Genomic DNA, 16,480 nt, shown 5'->3' with positions numbered 1-16,480 from the left:
TCTTTAATTTTCAATTAACAAGGTGGATATGATTCAAATGAACGCTCCTGATATGGATACAAACGAGCAGGAGATAGATTTAATAGAGTTGGCTAAACGGCTATGGGGGGAGCGTAAGTTCTTGTTCAAATGCTGTGGAGTCGCGATAGTTGTAGGATTGGTGGTTGCTTTCAGTATACCGAAAGAATACAGTACAACTGTAAAGCTGGCACCTGAAACGTCTGATCCGTCTAAAAAGATGGGAAACTTGGGAGGATTAGCAGCCATGGCAGGGATTAACTTGAACAGTACTTCAGGGGCGGATGCCATCTCCCCTGACCTGTATCCGGATGTAGTCAGCAGTATTCCTTTTTTACTGGAGTTATTCCCCGTACAAGTAACAAATGAGAAAGGTGATTATTCTGCATCCTTATATGATTATATGGATGATCACCAGAAAAGTGCGTGGTGGAGTTATATAATACAGGCTCCGTTCAAGTTGTTAGGTGTTGTGAAGGATTTGTTCTCAAAAGAAGAACCGGTAAGTAGTGGAGAATTGACTTCTTTTAGACTAACCAATAAACAAGCCGGCGTTATCAATGCGTTACAACAACGCATCTCCGCTTCTGTGGATAAAAAGACATCGGTAATCACTGTCTCCGTTCAGATGCAAGACCCGTTGATCTCGGCGAATATCACTCAAATTGTTTTGGAAAAACTTCAAGGATACATAACTAATTACCGTACCCAGAAGGTAAAACAGGACCTGGAATTCACAGAGAAAGTATTTAGCGAAGCCCGTGAGTCCTACTACAAAGCACAACGTGCTTATGCTGCTTTTGAAGATGCCAACAAGAATATCATCTCAGCCAGCTACCGTACAGAACAGGAACGTTTGAAAAATGAAATGACATTAACCTTTAACGTTTACAATACATTGGCCCAGAAACTGGAACAGGATAAACTCCGGGTACAGGAACAGACACCGGTATATACAATAATACAACCCGCCACGGTTCCCTTAAAAGCAGCTTCTCCCAAGAAGCTGCTGATCCTGATTGGGTTTGTATTCCTTGCCATATTCGGTGGAATCGGTTATCTGTTTATCAAAGACCTTTTCAACCCCAAAGAGAAAACTGAGGTTTTAGAGGTTGAATGATTTCTGAAATTGACATATTTTCTGAATGTCACTCTGCGATCTTTATCATTCTTACCATTATTTTGTCACTGAAGAATCCGGTTGTCTGCTGGTAGGCTTCAGGGAAGATTCCGTTACTTTCATTGTGAAAGAGATATGGAATAAGGAACCTATAGGTTTGCCGGAAGTGGACAGATTATATACTGAAATGCAGCGAATCGGAGAAATGTGCGGCTGCAACCAGTTCCGTATCTTGGCTCATGGTGGTTATCTGCCGGAGGCACTTTCCTTTGAGTTGCATGGACTGACAGTTTCGGATGAAAGCTATCTGAAAAGTCTGGAGACAGGAAAACACATCGAACTGTTTTCACATAATGAAGCGGCTTATCGGGCAATTGAAGAAGGATTCAAAACGAACAGGATCGGAGCCGTTGTACAGGCTACCGGTACAGGGAAATCCTACCTGATTGCCCGCTATATCGTCAGTCATTCGGAAGATGATATAGTGGTTATCGCTCCCAACGTTACGATTATCGCTGAGATCAAAAAAGCTATCGGCAGGACAATGCTGCATGTGACCTACCGGACTTTCCAGGCATTAGTTCTGAATCGCGGAACAGTCGGTGAACTCAAAGCGGATCATATTATTATCGACGAGTTCCATCATTTCGGAGCGGAGGTATGGGGAAAGGCTGTACAGGAAGTAATAGATAACAATCCGGAGGCCCGTGTACTGGGAATGTCGGCAACTCCGATACGTCCTGAAGAGATGCTCGATACGGTAGAGGTCTATTTCAAGGGAAACCTGTTCCATGAACTGTCTTTGTCTATGGCCTGGTATTATAAGATACTGCCTGTTCCGGTTTTGGTGCAGAGTGTGTTCGATCTGAATAACCAACTGGATAAGGTACAGCGTATGTTGAACAGGAGCGACTGTACTTTAGAAAGGCGCAAGCATATTCAGGACAAGATAGACTTTGCCCGTCTCGACTTTCGCGGTTCGTTGAGTGCATCGGAATTGATCCGGCGTTATCTTCCGAAAGAGGTAAAGAAAATGCTTGTCTTCTGTAAGGACAAGGAAGATCTTCAGCATATGGTTCCCGAAGTATCGAACTGGCTCGGGCAGGCAGGCTTTGAAACGGAAACATTTGAGATCCATAACGGACTGAGTAACCGGGAGAATGAGAAGACATTGCGTCGTTTTCGTAAGGAAACGGGAAAGCTACATGTCCTTTTCTCCATAAACATGCTGATCGAAGGATTGCATGTGGAAGGAGTAGATGCAGCCATGTTCCTGCGACGTACGGAATCGTATGTGGTTGCCTTGCAACAGTTGGGCCGTTGCCTGAAAGCCGGTTCGGACCGTCATCCGGTGGTACTTGACTTCGTCAATAACCTTTCGGGCCGTTCTGTTTATGAAGCTATGTCGAGGGAGTTGGCTTATCATCCGGCGATCCGTGCCCCGAAGAGTTTTAAAGGCTTTATGGAATTTGAAGTCACGGGATTCCTGTCTGATATCCGTGCCCGTGTGGATGATATGCTGGCGGAGTTAGATGCATGGCCGGTAATGTATGAACGTTTAATCGAATATAAGGAACGTGAAGGACGTTGGCCGCAGGCAGCCGAAGGAAAGTTGGGAAACTGGTGCAACACCCAACGGATTGCCCGGAAGAAAGGGACGTTGTCGGAAGATTATATCTCGCAGCTGGACCGGATCGGTTTTGAATGGGAGGTACAGGACAGCCGCTGGATGCAGTACTATGAAGAGTTAAAGGTTTTTATGGCTGTTGAACACCGTTGTCCCAAACGCGGCGAAAACAAACTGAATACCTGGTGCAACACCCAACGGCAGGCATGGAAAAAAGGACTTTTGTCTGAAGAAAGGACCCGGTTACTCGATTCGATCGGATTCAGATGGGAACAGGATCTGGATTCGCTCTGGACGGAGAACTGGCAGCAGGTGCTTGCTTACTACAGAAAACATGAGCACTGGCCCAAAAGCCAGGAGGGTAGGTTGGGAGCATGGTGCAATACGCAACGAAGATCCCGTAAACAGGGAGTGCTATCGCTTGTTCGCATCAGACAAATGGATGCCGAAGGTTTTATCTGGACAGTCGATGAAAAATGGCAGGAGAATTATGAGATGCTGAAACGTTTCTATACAGAGAATCAACGTTGGCCAACCGCCCGTGAGAACAAACTGGGCAGTTGGTGTTTCGTGCAACGCAGAAGTATGAAGAAAGGCGAACTTTCTCCTGAACGCAGGGAATTGCTTGAACGGATCGGTTTCCCCTGGAGTTTAAAATGATCTATTTTTAGTTATTACGAACTAATCCCTTTATAATCCAAAGGCAACGTAAACCAGAACGTAGAACCTTTACCCTGAACAGAATCTACTCCGATGGTACCTCCCAGATATTCGATGATCGTTTTACTGATCGTCAATCCCAGGCCGGTGCCCTGGTGGAAGTCGTTGATCTTGATGAAGCGTTCAAAAACACGGGGCCTGTTTTCTTCCGAAATGCCGATTCCGGTGTCTCGCACACAGACTTTCACTTCATTTTCTTTCGTCTCATAAAAGATAGTAATGCTCCCTTCGCTTGTGAATTTGATTGCATTGTTGACGAAATTGGCTATTACCTGCAGGATACGTTGCGGGTCTGTCCTGAGGATTATGGTCGGTGAGTTTTTATCGAAGAGTAATTTTACTCCCGATTTTATCTTCAGCGATCCGGACAGATAGACTTCCATGCACAACTCCTTGATGTTGGTATCTTCAATGTTATACTTCAACATACCCGCTTCTATTTTTGAGAAGTCCAGAATGTCGCCGATCAAGTTAAGCAGCAGATCGTTGTTTGTATGGATAATGTCGAGATAAGTCTGTCGCTCCTCCGGATCGTCCGTTTCGGCTACCAGGTCCGAGAATCCGACGATCGCATTCAACGGAGTACGTATCTCATGGCTCATGTTTGCCAGGAATGCCGACTTTAATTTGTCTGCCTCCTTGACTTTCATTAGCTCCAATTCTTTTTCGCGTTGTTCGGTGATGTTAGAGGTGTAGCTTACTATTTTACTGGGTTTCCCGTCTTCTGAATATTTATAAGCGCGGACATTTGAATTGAGCCAGTAAACCTTGCCGTCGAATACACGGCGGTATACGGATACATATTTGCCGATTTCCCCGTCGACAAGCCGTTTGAATTGTTTGTTGTAAACCCTGTGCCGGTCATCCGGATGCAATGTTTCTATAAAATCACGTACGGAACTGAATCTGTCTTCTTTCAGATAGGTCAGGAATGAACTCTCTTCGATTTGATCATTCAGGCTGAAGTCTGCACTTAGCTTATCTGTTGCCACATCATATTCCCAGATAATGGATTCGCCTGTGTCGACAGCTGCTTTTAGTTTAGCCAGGCTGTATTGTATCTCTTCTGTTTTATGATAACTCTCGGTATCATCGAAGACAATATAAAAGAAGCCGAGTATTACGTCTTGCGGGTCTTTCAACACGACACCTTTCACTCTTAAATGTTTTAATTCGTCGGCGAGTTTACTTGTATAGTAACCTTTTTCAGCAGCTTTATTGAAATTATAATCCAGCAGGAAAGCTACGTCTTCTCCTTTTTTCAGTTTCTCGCTTGCCCACTCCGGAATATTGGGGTTTTCGAATGCATTGAGACCGATTACCTGTTCGCGTGTTACTCCGAAAATTTCAAGATCGGCTTTATTGATGTCCAGCAGATACCCGTTTTCGTCGTATAATTCGACACCCCACGGGAGTCTGTCGAAGATGATCTGAAATTTGGCTTCGCTTTTCAATACCTGTTTCATTGAGTGTTCTACCATACCATGCGCCAGTTCGCGCTCGATAGCAATAGAGATAATATCGGTGAGCATTCGCAGGTTTTCGACATCCAAAGCATCCCAGTCCCTGTGTTTTTTTACACAATCGAGTCCTATGAAACCATTGGCATATCCTCTGTAATAGATAGGGATAACGAGTAGGGAGAGTATTTCCTGAACTTTTAGGATGTTTTGTTCGGCAGCGGCCTCTTCCGGCATATTATCAGTGTCTCTGATAATAATGTCTTTTCCTTCCCTGATTGTTTTTATCCACCAGGCATAATCTGCTTTGGGCAACCCAACTAAAAGATCTTCACGCATGGAAATCGTACCTTGGCTGGTTACTTCATGCGTGAAGTCGAAAGTCGGTTTGTCATTATCGAAATTTCCGATGTATACCCTGTCTACATTAAAAAATCTCAATATGGTCAGTAGAGACTGATCAATAATATCCTTTTGGCTTGGAGTTATTAACAATGATAAAACTTCCGAGAATGTTTTCCTTAATGCGACAGCATTGTTCAGAAAACGACTTTGGTATATTTTTTCATCATTAACAGAGGTACCTTGTGCCTTCAGTATTTCTATTTCACGGATCAGGTCTTCTCTCGAATAATTAGCATAAACGCTGCTCATTTAGATATATCAAGTTTATAAGTTCGTGTATCTGGAACAAAAGTACATATAATAATTGATTATCAAAAGATGTTCAGCGCTTTCCTGCTAATTATATTTTTACCTTTACAATTTGGGTAATTCCCATGGGGCGCGATAGTAAGCTTTTGATAATGCTGTTGCCTCATTATCACCGATAAACATGCTGTTGGCATCGTCCCAACGCACTTCCCGTTGCAGGCGGCAGGAGATGTTTGCCAGGTGCGACATCTTGGCTACACGTGCACCGATAGCGATATCTGCTTTGGGCAATTCGCGGCTTTTGATGCAACTCAGGAAATTTCCGACATGGTTGTACAGGCCTTTGCCTTCTCCTTTTTTGAAGGGGACAGCTTCCATGCGTGCCTCTTTTCCGGCAACGACAGGGATGACTTCCCAACCGGCGCGGGTGAGTACCAGTGTGCCGTTTTCACCGAAGAAGGCCAAACCCTCTTTTTTGTCGAACGGACCGTGGTTGATACCGCAGGCATGATCCCAGATGATATTGAAATCTTTGTAGGCATATGTCGCCATCAATGTATCGGGCGTCTCCATCGCATCATCGGGATAGGCGAACTTGCCACCTCCGGAGAATACGCGGCTGGGCAGGTCGGCTCCCATGCCTTCGAGCGCATAATCTAGCAGGTGTACGCCCCAGTCGGACATCAGTCCACCGGCATAATCCCAGAAGAAACGGAAGTTATAATGGAAGCGGTAGATATTGAACGGACGTTTCGGAGCCGGACCGAGCCACATGTCGTAATCCACTCCGGCGGGGACGGGGCTGTCGGCAACAACAGGCAGGGTCGGTTTGCCGTCCTGGTAAGCCCAGACTTTCACGGTACGGATACGGCCGATATTTCCGGCTTTCAGATAATTGGCGGCCTCGTCCCAATGCGGATCGCTGCGTTGCCATTGGCCTACCTGTACGACCCGGTTATATTTGCGGGCAGCCTTTTCCATCAGGTTGCATTCTTCGATGGTATTGGAAAGCGGTTTTTCGACATACACGTCTTTGCCAGCCTGGCAGGCGAAGATAGTCGGCAGGCAGTGCCAGTGGTCGGGGGTACCGATAATGACAGCGTCGATATCCTTGTTGTCGATGACGTGGCGCCAGTCCTTATACAGGTGAGGAACTTTTTTTCCGGTCTTTTTTTCTACATCGGCGGCCCGTTTGTTCAGCCATTCGTCGTCGATATCGCAGAGGGCGACACATTCCACTTCCGGATATTCCAAAAACTTACTCAGGTTGGAGAAACCCATACTGCGGCATCCGATCAGAGCAACTTTCACTTTGTTGCTTGCTGCCGTTTGTCCGTAAACTGACTGATAAGCACCTCCAAATAGCGGTGACAAACCAAGTCCTGCAGCCGAAATAGCCGATTTTTGCAAAAAACTTCTTCTATTCATGGTATTTAAATTTGTGTTCGCAAACAGTTTTGCAATAATACGAAAAATAGTCCTATATTTGTGCCCGAAACAAAAAAAAGATAATGATACCCCCTTTAAATACCAATTGGAATGTATTATATACTGCCCCGCGGGCAGAAAAACAGGTAAAAGAACGTATTGCTGCTTTAGGAGTTGAATGCTTTTTACCTTTACACCGGACTCCGCGTGTGTGGTCCGACCGTGTGAAAATAGTTGAAGTCCCGTTATTTAGTTCTTATATATTTGTGCGCTGTCCGGATACGGTGTTACGTGACCTGCTTCAGGTATATGGCGTTATCCGTATCGTCTTTTATAACGGTAAACCGGCAATTGTCCGCCAGAAGGAGATAGATGCTATCGAGGATTTCCTGGGCCAGGCAGCCGAGCATGAACTTTGTGCGGGTGAAGAAGTGGAAATTCTTACCGGAGCCATGAAGCATGTATCCGGCAAGGTAAAGAAGATAAAAAAGAACCATTTGCTGCTTTACCTGGAGCAACTGGGAGCAACCGTTTGTGTGAAAATGGATGATGTGGCGCGGGTGAACCGGTTGAAATGACCCTTTTCCCTTAGCAGGTATTGTTATATAAGTATATTATGAGCACATTTCTTTCAAATTTATTTACCCGGAAAAAACTTTTGTGGCCGGGGATGACTGATGTACATACCCATTTGCTGCCCGGGGTGGATGACGGGTTTTCGTCAGAGGAAGACAGTCTTGCCATGTTGGTTTTTCTGGAAGGGCAGGGAGTGGAACGTATTTTCCTGACACCGCATATAATGGCTGATTTGGCTAAGAACCGGAAAGATTACCTTCGGGACCGGTTTGAAAAATTTCGGGAAGACTGTGCACATATACATATAGACCTTCATCTGGCAGCCGAATATATGCTGGATGAATGTTTCTACGAGCGGATGGAAGAAGGGTTGTTGTCGTATGACGGGAAGCATGTATTGGTAGAGGTTTCCTGCTTGCAGGCTCCCGGTGATCTGTTTGAGAAATTGTACGATATCCAATTGAATGGATTTGTACCGGTTTTTGCCCATCCGGAACGTTATGGTTTCTGGAAGATGGAAGATTTGATGAAGCTGAAAGAGCACGGATGCAAATTTCAGCTTAATTTGTTTTCCCTGGCAGGCTTTTACGGAACGCTTCCCCGAAAAACAGCCGGTTCATTACTGAAAAACGGTTGTTATGATTATACCGGAACAGATATACATTCACTGAACTATTGCAGAGCCTATGAATTTTTTTCTCTGAAAAATGATCAGTTTGAGGCTGTAAAACTGTTGGTCCGGGCGAACGGGGAATTGTGGGGATAATTACAGCGTACTGTAAATATACTCCATATCCACATGTTTTCTTACCAGGTCGGCCAGTTTGTCATACTGTTCTTCTTTGAATGCAGCGTAATCGAACGGGGCATTGTCGGTCTCTTTGTTGAAACCCTTAGCTAGATTATCAAGTACTTCGGGATTATCGAGAATGCCATGCATATAGCTTCCCCAACAATGGTCGTTCAGGTAGTAGCCGTCTTTCCTTCCGTCTTCCAGCAGGGCAACCGGACTTTCGGGCGCGTTGCCGAGTAAAGAGGTTTGTCCCATATGTATCTCGTATCCTTTGCAGATCATCGGGGAACCGTTGCGGAAAGTGAAACGGCTTTGTTTGGTGACTTTCTCCTGTTCGATAACGGTGCATTGGGGGAGCAGTCCTAATCCCGGAACGGCAGGCAGGTTTCCTTCTATTCCTTCCGGATCTTCCAGACGGGCACCCATCATCTGGTAACCGCCGCAGATACCGATCACTTTTTTCCCTCTCTTATGGGCGCGGACGATGGTGTCGGCTATGCCGTTGGCGCGGATGCTTTGCAGGTCGGCCAGCGTGTTCTTCGAGCCGGGCAGCAGGATGATGTCCGCTTTCTCAATCTCATCGATGTTGCTGGTATAATAGGGATTGAAGCGCGGGTCCATATCCAGGACGTCGAAGTCGGTAAAGTTCGACATACGTTTCAGCAGGATGATGGCGACATTGATCTTGCCGTCCTGCCAGGTATTAGTCTTCATATCCAGGGCGACGGAATCTTCTTCTTCTATCTTGATGTCACGGAACCAGGGGATAACGCCTACGACGGGGAGGCCGGTCAACTCTTTCAGTATCGTCCGTCCTTCTTCAAACAGCGACGCGTCTCCGCGGAATTTATTGATGATGACACCTTTCATTTGTGCCCGTTCTTCTGGTTTGAGCAGTGCGATAGTACCGTAAACCGAGCCGAATACACCGCCCCGGTCGATATCGGCAACCAGGTAGGTGGAGGCGTTTGCCTGTATCGCCATCCGCATGTTGGTGATATCGCGGTCGCGCAGGTTTAGTTCGGAGATGCTTCCGGCGCCTTCCAGTACGATTGGGTTATAGCGGGATTCCAGGCGGTTGAAGGCTTCGATAGCTTCTTTGAAAAGTGCTTCCTTCTGGTTTTGTATGCCGAAATAGTCTTTGGCGGACATGTTGCCGACCGGTTTACCGTTCAGTACGACCTGCGAACTCTTGTCGTTAGTCGGTTTCAGCAATACCGGGTTCATATCCGTATGCGGAGCGATGCCGCATGCTTCGGCCTGTACTACTTGGGCGCGTCCCATCTCACCACCTTCGGGAGTGGAGAAGGAGTTCAACGACATATTCTGCGCCTTGAAAGGGGCAGGTTGGTATCCGTCTTGCTTAAAGATACGGCAGAAGGCTGCGTTAATCACACTCTTTCCTGCATCGGAGCAAGTGCCAACGAACATGATCGGTTTCAAATGCTGTTTCATAATGGTTGCAAAACTAGTGAAAAAGCAGGATAGTTCTTATATTATTTTCTATATTTGCGCTTACTTATTTCTAAATTTTATACGATTATCTAAATTGAATACCATGGAAAAACAGAAACAAAGCCAGCGGCTGTTGTCGTTGGATGCATTGCGGGGATTTGATATGTTCTTTATTATGGGGGGAGGTTCCCTTTTTGTTGCGTTGGCGACGTTGGTCCCGACGCCTTTTTTTGAGTCGATAGCTGCCCAAATGAATCATGCTAAATGGGGGGCGGGGTTTACGTTTGAAGATATAATTTTTCCTTTGTTTTTGTTTATTGCCGGTATCTCTTTTCCTTTTTCATTGGAAAAGCAGCGGGAGCGGGGAATGTCGGAAGCGGCTATTTATAAAAAGATTATCCGCCGGGGAATTACACTGGTTGTATTAGGATTTGTTTATAACGGGTTGCTGAATCTGAATTTTGATACACAGCGTTATGCCAGCGTACTGGCGCGTATCGGTCTGGGATGGATGTTCGGTGCACTGATTTTTGTCAATACGCGGACGATCACACGGGTATGGATCGTTGCTGCCATCCTGATAGGTTACTGGTTGCTGTTATTTATTCCGGCACCCGACGGGAACGGGGCGGAGTTGTTTACCCGCGAAGGGAATCTGGCTTGCTACATCGACCGTCTGTTATTGCCGGGGCGTTTGCATGGAGGCAATTATGATCCGGAGGGGATTTTATCTACCTTGCCGGCCATCGGAACCGCTTTGCTGGGAATGTTCACCGGTGAGTTTGTCAAACTGCGGAGAGAGGGACTGACGGAGACGAAAAAGGTTGTTTATATGCTGGCTGTTGGCGGTTGCCTGTTGGTGATAGGTCTGTTGTGGGGATTGTTTTTCCCGATTAATAAATATTTGTGGACAAGCTCGTTTGTTTGTACGGTCGGTGGTATCTCGGCGATACTGTTTGCCGTCTTCTATTATATTGTCGATGTGAAGGAGTGCAGAGGGTGGACCCTTTTCTTTACAGTCATAGGTACGAACTCGATCACTATTTATCTGGCACAGGTGTTCATTAATTTTACCTTTACGGCAAATGCCGTTTTTGGAGGTTTCATCGGGTTATTCCCGGAAACAGCCCAGCCATTGCTGGGGGCGATTGCTTATATCGCCGTGTGCTGGGGATTCTTATATTTCTTGTATCGTCAACGTATTTTCTTAAAAGTCTAAAATAATAACAAATGGAAAAAACTACTTACAAGCGGCTGGAGTCGCTTGATGCTTTACGAGGATTCGATCTTTTCTTTCTGGTTGCTTTAGGACCGTTGGCACATTCATTGGCGCGGGCTGCGGATGTGGGATGGCTGAATGATTGCATGTGGGCTTTTGATCATGTACAATGGGAAGGTTTTTCTCCCTGGGATTTGATTATGCCATTGTTCCTTTTTATGTCGGGAGCTTCGATGCCGTTTGCTTTGTCACGTTTTAAAGGTGTTTCCGACAAAAAGACTCTTTTCCGGCGTCTGGGAAAACGCATCCTGTTGTTGTGGATATTCGGTATGATGTGCCAGGGAAATCTGCTGGGATTTGATCCGGATCGTATTTATTTATATTCGAATACGTTGCAGTCGATTGCCGCTGGTTATTTGATTACGGCTGTGTTGTTCCTTTATACCAGTCGGAGGACGCAGATCGGTGTGGCGGTGGCCCTGTTGCTTGTTTACTGGGCGGCGATGCAGTTCATTACGGTCGGCAGTTATGGAGGTGGTAATTACACTCCTGAAGGAAACCTGGCGGAATGGATAGACCGTACGGTGCTGGGACGTTTTCGGGATGGGGCGAAAGTGGTGGACGGTGAAGTCGTTTTTGCACCCTGGTATCATTATACATGGATTTTGAGTACCCTGAACTTTGGCGTGACGGTGTTGACCGGTTTGTTTGCCGGCTATATTGCCAAGGATAAGACCAGTGATATCCATAAACTGAAATGGTATTTCGGAGCAGGAGCCGCTATGGTGGCTGCCGGATGGCTTTGGGGATTGCAGATGCCGGTTATCAAGACGATATGGACCAGTTCTATGGTGCTGGTAAGTAGCGGATATTGCTTCCTATTGATGGGTTTGTTTTATTATCTGATAGATTATAAAGGATATAATAAGAATATAACCTGGCTGAAAGTGTACGGGATGAACTCGATTGTAGCCTATATGCTGGCGAACGTCATCAATTTCAGTTGCCTGGGACAGTCTTTGTTTTATGGGCTGGAGCAATATCTGGGTAATTATTATTCCTTTTTGATAAGCTTGTCGAACGTATTGGTTATTTATGTAATTTTGTGGCTGCTTTATAAACGTAATATATTTCTTAAAGTATAGAAAACACAAAATTAGAGAGAAAGAGAAATGGAATCAATCAAGCAGATATACCGGATCGGACATGGTCCGTCGAGTAGCCACACGATGGGGCCGATGCGTGCTGCCCAGATGTTCGTGGAACGTAACAGAGGTGCCGTGCGGTTTAATGTGACTTTATATGGTAGTTTGGCTGCTACCGGGAAAGGCCACATGACGGATGCTGCCATCCTGGAAGTGTTGCAGCCGGTTGCTAAAACGACTATTACCTGGGAACCCAAGATATTTCTTCCGTTCCATCCGAACGGAATGTTGTTCGAATCGTTCAATGAGAACGACGAAGAACTGGAATCGTGGACTGTGTACAGTATTGGCGGCGGTACGCTTGCCAACGAAAGTTTTAACGAACTTAAAACGGCACAGGTCTATGAGATGAGCACGATTAAAGATATACAAGCCTGGTGCGAAAAGACCGGACATTCCTATTGGGAATATGTGGAGCAATGCGAAGGACCGGAAATCTGGGATTACCTGGCGGAAGTATGGGACGTGATGCAAAAGGCGGTGCAGAGCGGTCTGGAAGCAGAAGGTATCCTGCCGGGCGGTCTGGGCATACGCCGGAAAGCATCCGATTATCTGATTCGTGCCAAAGGGTATGGCAGCAGCATTAAAAGTCGTGGTATGGTTTACGCTTTTGCGTTAGCTGTATCCGAAGAGAATGCCTGCGGTGGTAAGATTGTGACGGCTCCGACCTGCGGCTCCTGCGGAGTGATGCCGGCGGTGTTGTATCATCTGAAAGATACCCGTGAATTCCGCGATTCCCGTATCCTGCGTGCATTGGCAACGGCCGGATTGTTCGGAAATGTGGTACGAACCAATGCGTCGGTTTCCGGAGCGGAGGTCGGCTGCCAGGGAGAAGTAGGGGTTGCCTGTGCGATGGCTGCCGGTGCTGCCAGTCAGTTGTTTGGCGGAACGCCTGCTCAGATTGAGTATGCTGCCGAGATGGGGTTGGAACATCACCTGGGGTTGACTTGCGACCCGGTTTGCGGTTTGGTTCAGATTCCTTGTATCGAACGTAATGCTTTTGCCGCAGCGCGTGCACTGGATGCAAATACGTTCTCGAACTTCTCGGACGGAAAACATCGTGTGAGCTTCGACCAGGTGGTAGAGGTGATGCGGCAGACAGGTAATGACCTGCCGAGCTTGTATAAAGAAACTTCCGAAGGCGGTCTGGCTAAGAAATACGGGGAATAAGATTAAAAAAGAATATTCTTTTCATTGTGTAAAAGATATTAAAATAAGGGTGCAGTAGTTGCATCCTTATTTTTTTACATTACTTTTGACATAGCTGTCAAACAAAAGTGTCAGACATATTCGACAGACAGTAATGACAAATGTGGTAAAACAAGATATACAATGAGTACAGAAGAAGTAATCACAATGGAGAACCGAATCCTGGAAGCGGCCAAACAGGTCTTTGTCAGGAAAGGATATGAAGCGACCAAGATGGGCGACGTGGCTGCCGAAGCAGGCATCGGGCGTACAGCCTTACATTATTATTATCGTACGAAAGAAATGTTGTTCGATGCGATCTTCGACCAGTTGATAGATGCCTTGCTTCCGAATCTGGGGGCGATTATGGAAGAGAATACCTCTTTCCTGGAGAAGCTGCCGAAGATTATCGACCAATATGTAAGGACATTACAGAGGAATCCTTTGTTCCCTGTGTTTGTTATAAATGAACTACAACGTGATCCGGAGCATATCTATCATTCCATATTGAAGAATCCCGCACGGGTTGAACCAATCATCCGAATGCGTAAACAGATGGAGGATGAGATGGAGAGAGGTGTATTGAAGAAACTGCCGGTATATTATGCGGCGACTACCTTGATAAGCCTGTTGGTTTTCCCCATGCTGGTACGTAATCCGTTTACGGCTGTTTTTATGGGAGGCGATGCAGAGAAATATGAAGAATTTCTGCGGGAACGGATTCCCTTCGTTATTGATATAATGATCCGGTTGCTGACACCGGACGATAATACATCGAATTAATAAATACCCCTATGAAACGGATTTGTGTAATTTTATTCTTATGCTTCCCCTTGTTGTCGGGTACTGTAAAAGGGCAGGAGCAGATAACATTGACACAATGTTATGAATGGGCCCGTGCCAATTATCCCCAGATACGGCAGTTCGGGTTGATTGGGCAGACAGAGCAATACAATCTCTCGAATGCCGGAAAAGGCTGGTTACCCCAACTGACGGTGAATGCAAAGGCAACCTATCAGAGTGATGTAACTAAACTACCTTTTGATGCGGACAAACTCTTGTCGATTGTTCCGGGACTGGAGATTCCGACATTAAGCAAAGACCAGTATCAGGTGGTGGCCGAACTGAATCAGAATATCTGGGATGGCGGAACAATTCATTCCACCCGGCAGTTGACGAAAGCACAGGCTTCTGCCGACCGCGAACAGCTGGAAAGCGACCTTTATACATTGAACGACCGGGTAAATCAACTTTATTTCGGCTGTCTGCTTCAGGAGGAGCTAATTCGTCAGAACGCATTGCTCCAGAAAGAGTTGCAGATTAATATCGACCGGATAACGGCGATGATGGATAATGGCGTGGCCAATCAGTCCGACCGCGAAAGTATGGAAGTGGAACTCTTGAATGCCCGTCAGAAAGAAATCGAACTGAAAGCCTCCCGTGTCGCCTTCGGCAGAATGCTGAGCGCACTGATAGGAAAGCCTTATGATAAAGACAGGATATTGGTTGTCCCTTCCATACCAGGCGATCCGTTATCCGGAGACATAAACCGTCCCGAATTGCGGGCGCTGGATGCAAAAAGCTATTTGCTGGAAGTGCAAAACAAACAGATTACAAGTGGTTTAATGCCTCGTCTGGGGGCATTTGTACAGGGCGGATATGGCCGTCCGGGGTTGAATATGCTGGAGGATGACTTTAATCCGTTTTATATAGCGGGAGTACGCCTTTCCTGGAATATGGGCAAACTGTACACCTTGAAGAATGACCGCCGTAAAGTGACTACGGCACGTCAGCAGGTGGAGGTGCAACGTGAGACATTCCTGTTCAATACAGCATTGGAACTGATGCAGCAAAATACGGAAATACAGAAAATCTCCGATCTGATGAAAGCGGATGATGAAATAATCCGCCTGCGTACCAGGATCAAAAATGCTGCGGAGGTGAAACTGGCAAACGGCGTTATCTCCGTCACCGACCTTATCCGCGAAATTAATGCGGAAGACTTGGCGAAGCAAGCGGCTGCCGCCCATCGCATCCAGCATCTGAATGCCGTCTATAATTATATGTATACAACGAATAATGAATAATCACAAAGAATCATGAAGAAGAATATGAAACGATTGAATTCTTATACATTAATAGCAACCGCTTTATTAAGTCTGGCTGCATGTAACAGGGGAGACGGCGACTTCGATGCTACCGGCACGTTTGAAGCGACGGAAATCCTCGTATCTTCCGAAGCAAACGGAAAGATTATGGAATTGAATATAGAGGAAGGCGACCGCCTGGATGCCGGTGCCCTGATAGGATATGTCGACAGCACTCAATTATATTTGAAAAAAATGCAACTCTCGGCCGGTCTGCGCTCTGTCGATATCCGTAAACCGGATATTCGCAAGCAAATAGCCGCCCTGGAGCAACAGATTGCTACCGCCCGTACGGAACAACAACGTATGGAGAATCTGGTAAAGGCAAAAGCCGGCAACCAGAAGCAGGTGGATGACATCGTTAACAATATCAAATACCTCCAAAAGCAATTGGATGCGCAGTATTCTACGCTAAACAAGACGACAGGCGGTGCCGATGCGGAAGCCGAAGGTATCCTGTTCCAGATTATGCAGCTGGACGACCAGTTACAGAAAAGCCGTATCGTAAATCCCCAGGCAGGAACCGTTCTTGTCAAATATGCTGAGCCGGGTGAAGTGACGGCTGCCGGTAAGCCTCTGTATAAAATAGCCGACACCGACTTGCTTTACTTGCGTGCTTATATCACGTCCGACCAACTTTCGACATTGAAACAGGGCCAGACAGTCCGTGTCTTTGCCGATTATGGAGAGAACGACCGGCGCGAATATCCGGGAACGATTACCTGGATATCCGATAAATCGGAGTTCACTCCCAAAGGAATCCAGACAAAGGACGAACGGGCCAATCTGGTCTATGCCATCAAGATTGCTGTTAAGAACGACGGTTATCTCAAGATTGGACAGTATGGGGAAACGGTGTTTGAGTAATTG

At 46.3% G+C, this 16,480-nt stretch carries 13 protein-coding genes; 10 read left to right on the top strand and 3 right to left on the bottom strand.

Features of this window, described 5'->3' with window-relative positions; genetic code table 11:
- Positions 1-28: 28 nt before the first annotated feature.
- Together K6V26_RS11940 and K6V26_RS11935 are read left to right on the top strand one after the other, a co-directional pair.
- Entirely contained in the window at positions 29-1,138 is a 1,110-nt protein-coding gene (locus tag K6V26_RS11940; protein WP_082150427.1) for a Wzz/FepE/Etk N-terminal domain-containing protein, read from the top strand.
- A gap of 25 nt (positions 1,139-1,163) precedes the next feature.
- Positions 1,164-3,425, top strand: coding sequence for a Helicase associated domain protein (locus K6V26_RS11935; RefSeq protein WP_224265431.1), 2,262 nt, complete (start codon positions 1,164-1,166; stop codon positions 3,423-3,425).
- 14 nt (positions 3,426-3,439) lie between these two features.
- On the opposite strand, the gene K6V26_RS11930 is transcribed toward K6V26_RS11935, so the two are convergent.
- Positions 3,440-5,599 (bottom strand): sensor histidine kinase, encoded by a 2,160-nt coding sequence (locus K6V26_RS11930; protein WP_224265430.1) that lies wholly within the window; start codon positions 5,597-5,599, stop codon positions 3,440-3,442.
- A 105-nt stretch (positions 5,600-5,704) separates the two neighbouring features.
- A complete protein-coding gene (locus K6V26_RS11925) occupies positions 5,705-7,027 on the bottom strand; it encodes a Gfo/Idh/MocA family protein (protein WP_048316203.1) in 1,323 nt (440 codons plus the stop codon).
- 83 nt (positions 7,028-7,110) lie between these two features.
- On the opposite strand from K6V26_RS11925, the gene K6V26_RS11920 reads away from it, so the two are divergent.
- Positions 7,111-7,605, top strand: coding sequence for a UpxY family transcription antiterminator (locus tag K6V26_RS11920; protein ID WP_007655929.1), 495 nt, complete (start codon positions 7,111-7,113; stop codon positions 7,603-7,605).
- A 38-nt stretch (positions 7,606-7,643) separates the two neighbouring features.
- The gene (locus K6V26_RS11915; protein ID WP_082150428.1) at positions 7,644-8,369 is read left to right on the top strand and encodes a tyrosine-protein phosphatase; all 726 of its coding nucleotides are present in this window, start codon (positions 7,644-7,646) and stop codon (positions 8,367-8,369) included.
- Here K6V26_RS11915 and K6V26_RS11910 read toward each other — a convergent pair whose 3' ends face one another.
- The gene (locus K6V26_RS11910) at positions 8,370-9,851 is read right to left on the bottom strand and encodes a cobyric acid synthase (protein ID WP_224265429.1); all 1,482 of its coding nucleotides are present in this window, start codon (positions 9,849-9,851) and stop codon (positions 8,370-8,372) included.
- Positions 9,852-9,954: 103 nt separating this feature from the next.
- On the opposite strand from K6V26_RS11910, the gene K6V26_RS11905 reads away from it, so the two are divergent.
- The 6 genes from K6V26_RS11905 (at position 9,955) to K6V26_RS11880 (ending at position 16,477) form a co-directional block, all read left to right on the top strand.
- Positions 9,955-11,070 carry an acyltransferase family protein gene (locus K6V26_RS11905; RefSeq protein WP_224265428.1) on the top strand — a complete coding sequence of 372 codons (1,116 nt, stop codon included), beginning with the start codon at positions 9,955-9,957 and terminating at the stop codon, positions 11,068-11,070.
- A gap of 11 nt (positions 11,071-11,081) precedes the next feature.
- Positions 11,082-12,215 (top strand): acyltransferase family protein, encoded by a 1,134-nt coding sequence (locus K6V26_RS11900; RefSeq protein WP_122329177.1) that lies wholly within the window; start codon positions 11,082-11,084, stop codon positions 12,213-12,215.
- Between the two features lie 27 nt (positions 12,216-12,242).
- The gene (locus K6V26_RS11895; RefSeq protein ID WP_007655951.1) at positions 12,243-13,445 is read left to right on the top strand and encodes an L-serine ammonia-lyase; all 1,203 of its coding nucleotides are present in this window, start codon (positions 12,243-12,245) and stop codon (positions 13,443-13,445) included.
- Between the two features lie 162 nt (positions 13,446-13,607).
- Complete coding sequence (locus K6V26_RS11890; protein ID WP_007655952.1) at positions 13,608-14,246, top strand: TetR/AcrR family transcriptional regulator; 639 nt, start codon at positions 13,608-13,610, stop codon at positions 14,244-14,246.
- An 11-nt stretch (positions 14,247-14,257) separates the two neighbouring features.
- Entirely contained in the window at positions 14,258-15,550 is a 1,293-nt protein-coding gene (locus tag K6V26_RS11885; protein WP_048316208.1) for a TolC family protein, read from the top strand.
- A 24-nt stretch (positions 15,551-15,574) separates the two neighbouring features.
- On the top strand, positions 15,575-16,477 hold the full coding sequence (locus tag K6V26_RS11880; protein WP_048316241.1) for an HlyD family secretion protein: 903 nt from the start codon (positions 15,575-15,577) through the stop codon (positions 16,475-16,477).
- The last annotated feature ends 3 nt before the right edge of the window (positions 16,478-16,480 follow it).

It is taken from the genome of Parabacteroides goldsteinii (genome assembly GCF_020091425.1).
Classification (GTDB): domain Bacteria; phylum Bacteroidota; class Bacteroidia; order Bacteroidales; family Tannerellaceae; genus Parabacteroides; species Parabacteroides goldsteinii.
This window is presented reverse-complemented; position numbering and strand designations above follow the sequence as displayed.

Excerpts from the sequence above, each read along its gene's own strand:
- K6V26_RS11940 (WP_082150427.1), top strand. The coding sequence starts at position 29 with ATGATTCAAATGAACGCTCCTGATATGGATACAAACGAGCAGGAGATA.
- K6V26_RS11935 (WP_224265431.1), top strand. The coding sequence starts at position 1,164 with ATGTCACTCTGCGATCTTTATCATTCTTACCATTATTTTGTCACTGAA.
- K6V26_RS11930 (WP_224265430.1), bottom strand. The coding sequence starts at position 5,599 with ATGAGCAGCGTTTATGCTAATTATTCGAGAGAAGACCTGATCCGTGAA.
- K6V26_RS11925 (WP_048316203.1), bottom strand. The coding sequence starts at position 7,027 with ATGAATAGAAGAAGTTTTTTGCAAAAATCGGCTATTTCGGCTGCAGGA.
- K6V26_RS11920 (WP_007655929.1), top strand. The coding sequence starts at position 7,111 with ATGATACCCCCTTTAAATACCAATTGGAATGTATTATATACTGCCCCG.
- K6V26_RS11915 (WP_082150428.1), top strand. The coding sequence starts at position 7,644 with ATGAGCACATTTCTTTCAAATTTATTTACCCGGAAAAAACTTTTGTGG.
- K6V26_RS11910 (WP_224265429.1), bottom strand. The coding sequence starts at position 9,851 with ATGAAACAGCATTTGAAACCGATCATGTTCGTTGGCACTTGCTCCGAT.
- K6V26_RS11905 (WP_224265428.1), top strand. The coding sequence starts at position 9,955 with ATGGAAAAACAGAAACAAAGCCAGCGGCTGTTGTCGTTGGATGCATTG.
- K6V26_RS11900 (WP_122329177.1), top strand. The coding sequence starts at position 11,082 with ATGGAAAAAACTACTTACAAGCGGCTGGAGTCGCTTGATGCTTTACGA.
- K6V26_RS11895 (WP_007655951.1), top strand. The coding sequence starts at position 12,243 with ATGGAATCAATCAAGCAGATATACCGGATCGGACATGGTCCGTCGAGT.
- K6V26_RS11890 (WP_007655952.1), top strand. The coding sequence starts at position 13,608 with ATGAGTACAGAAGAAGTAATCACAATGGAGAACCGAATCCTGGAAGCG.
- K6V26_RS11885 (WP_048316208.1), top strand. The coding sequence starts at position 14,258 with ATGAAACGGATTTGTGTAATTTTATTCTTATGCTTCCCCTTGTTGTCG.
- K6V26_RS11880 (WP_048316241.1), top strand. The coding sequence starts at position 15,575 with ATGAAACGATTGAATTCTTATACATTAATAGCAACCGCTTTATTAAGT.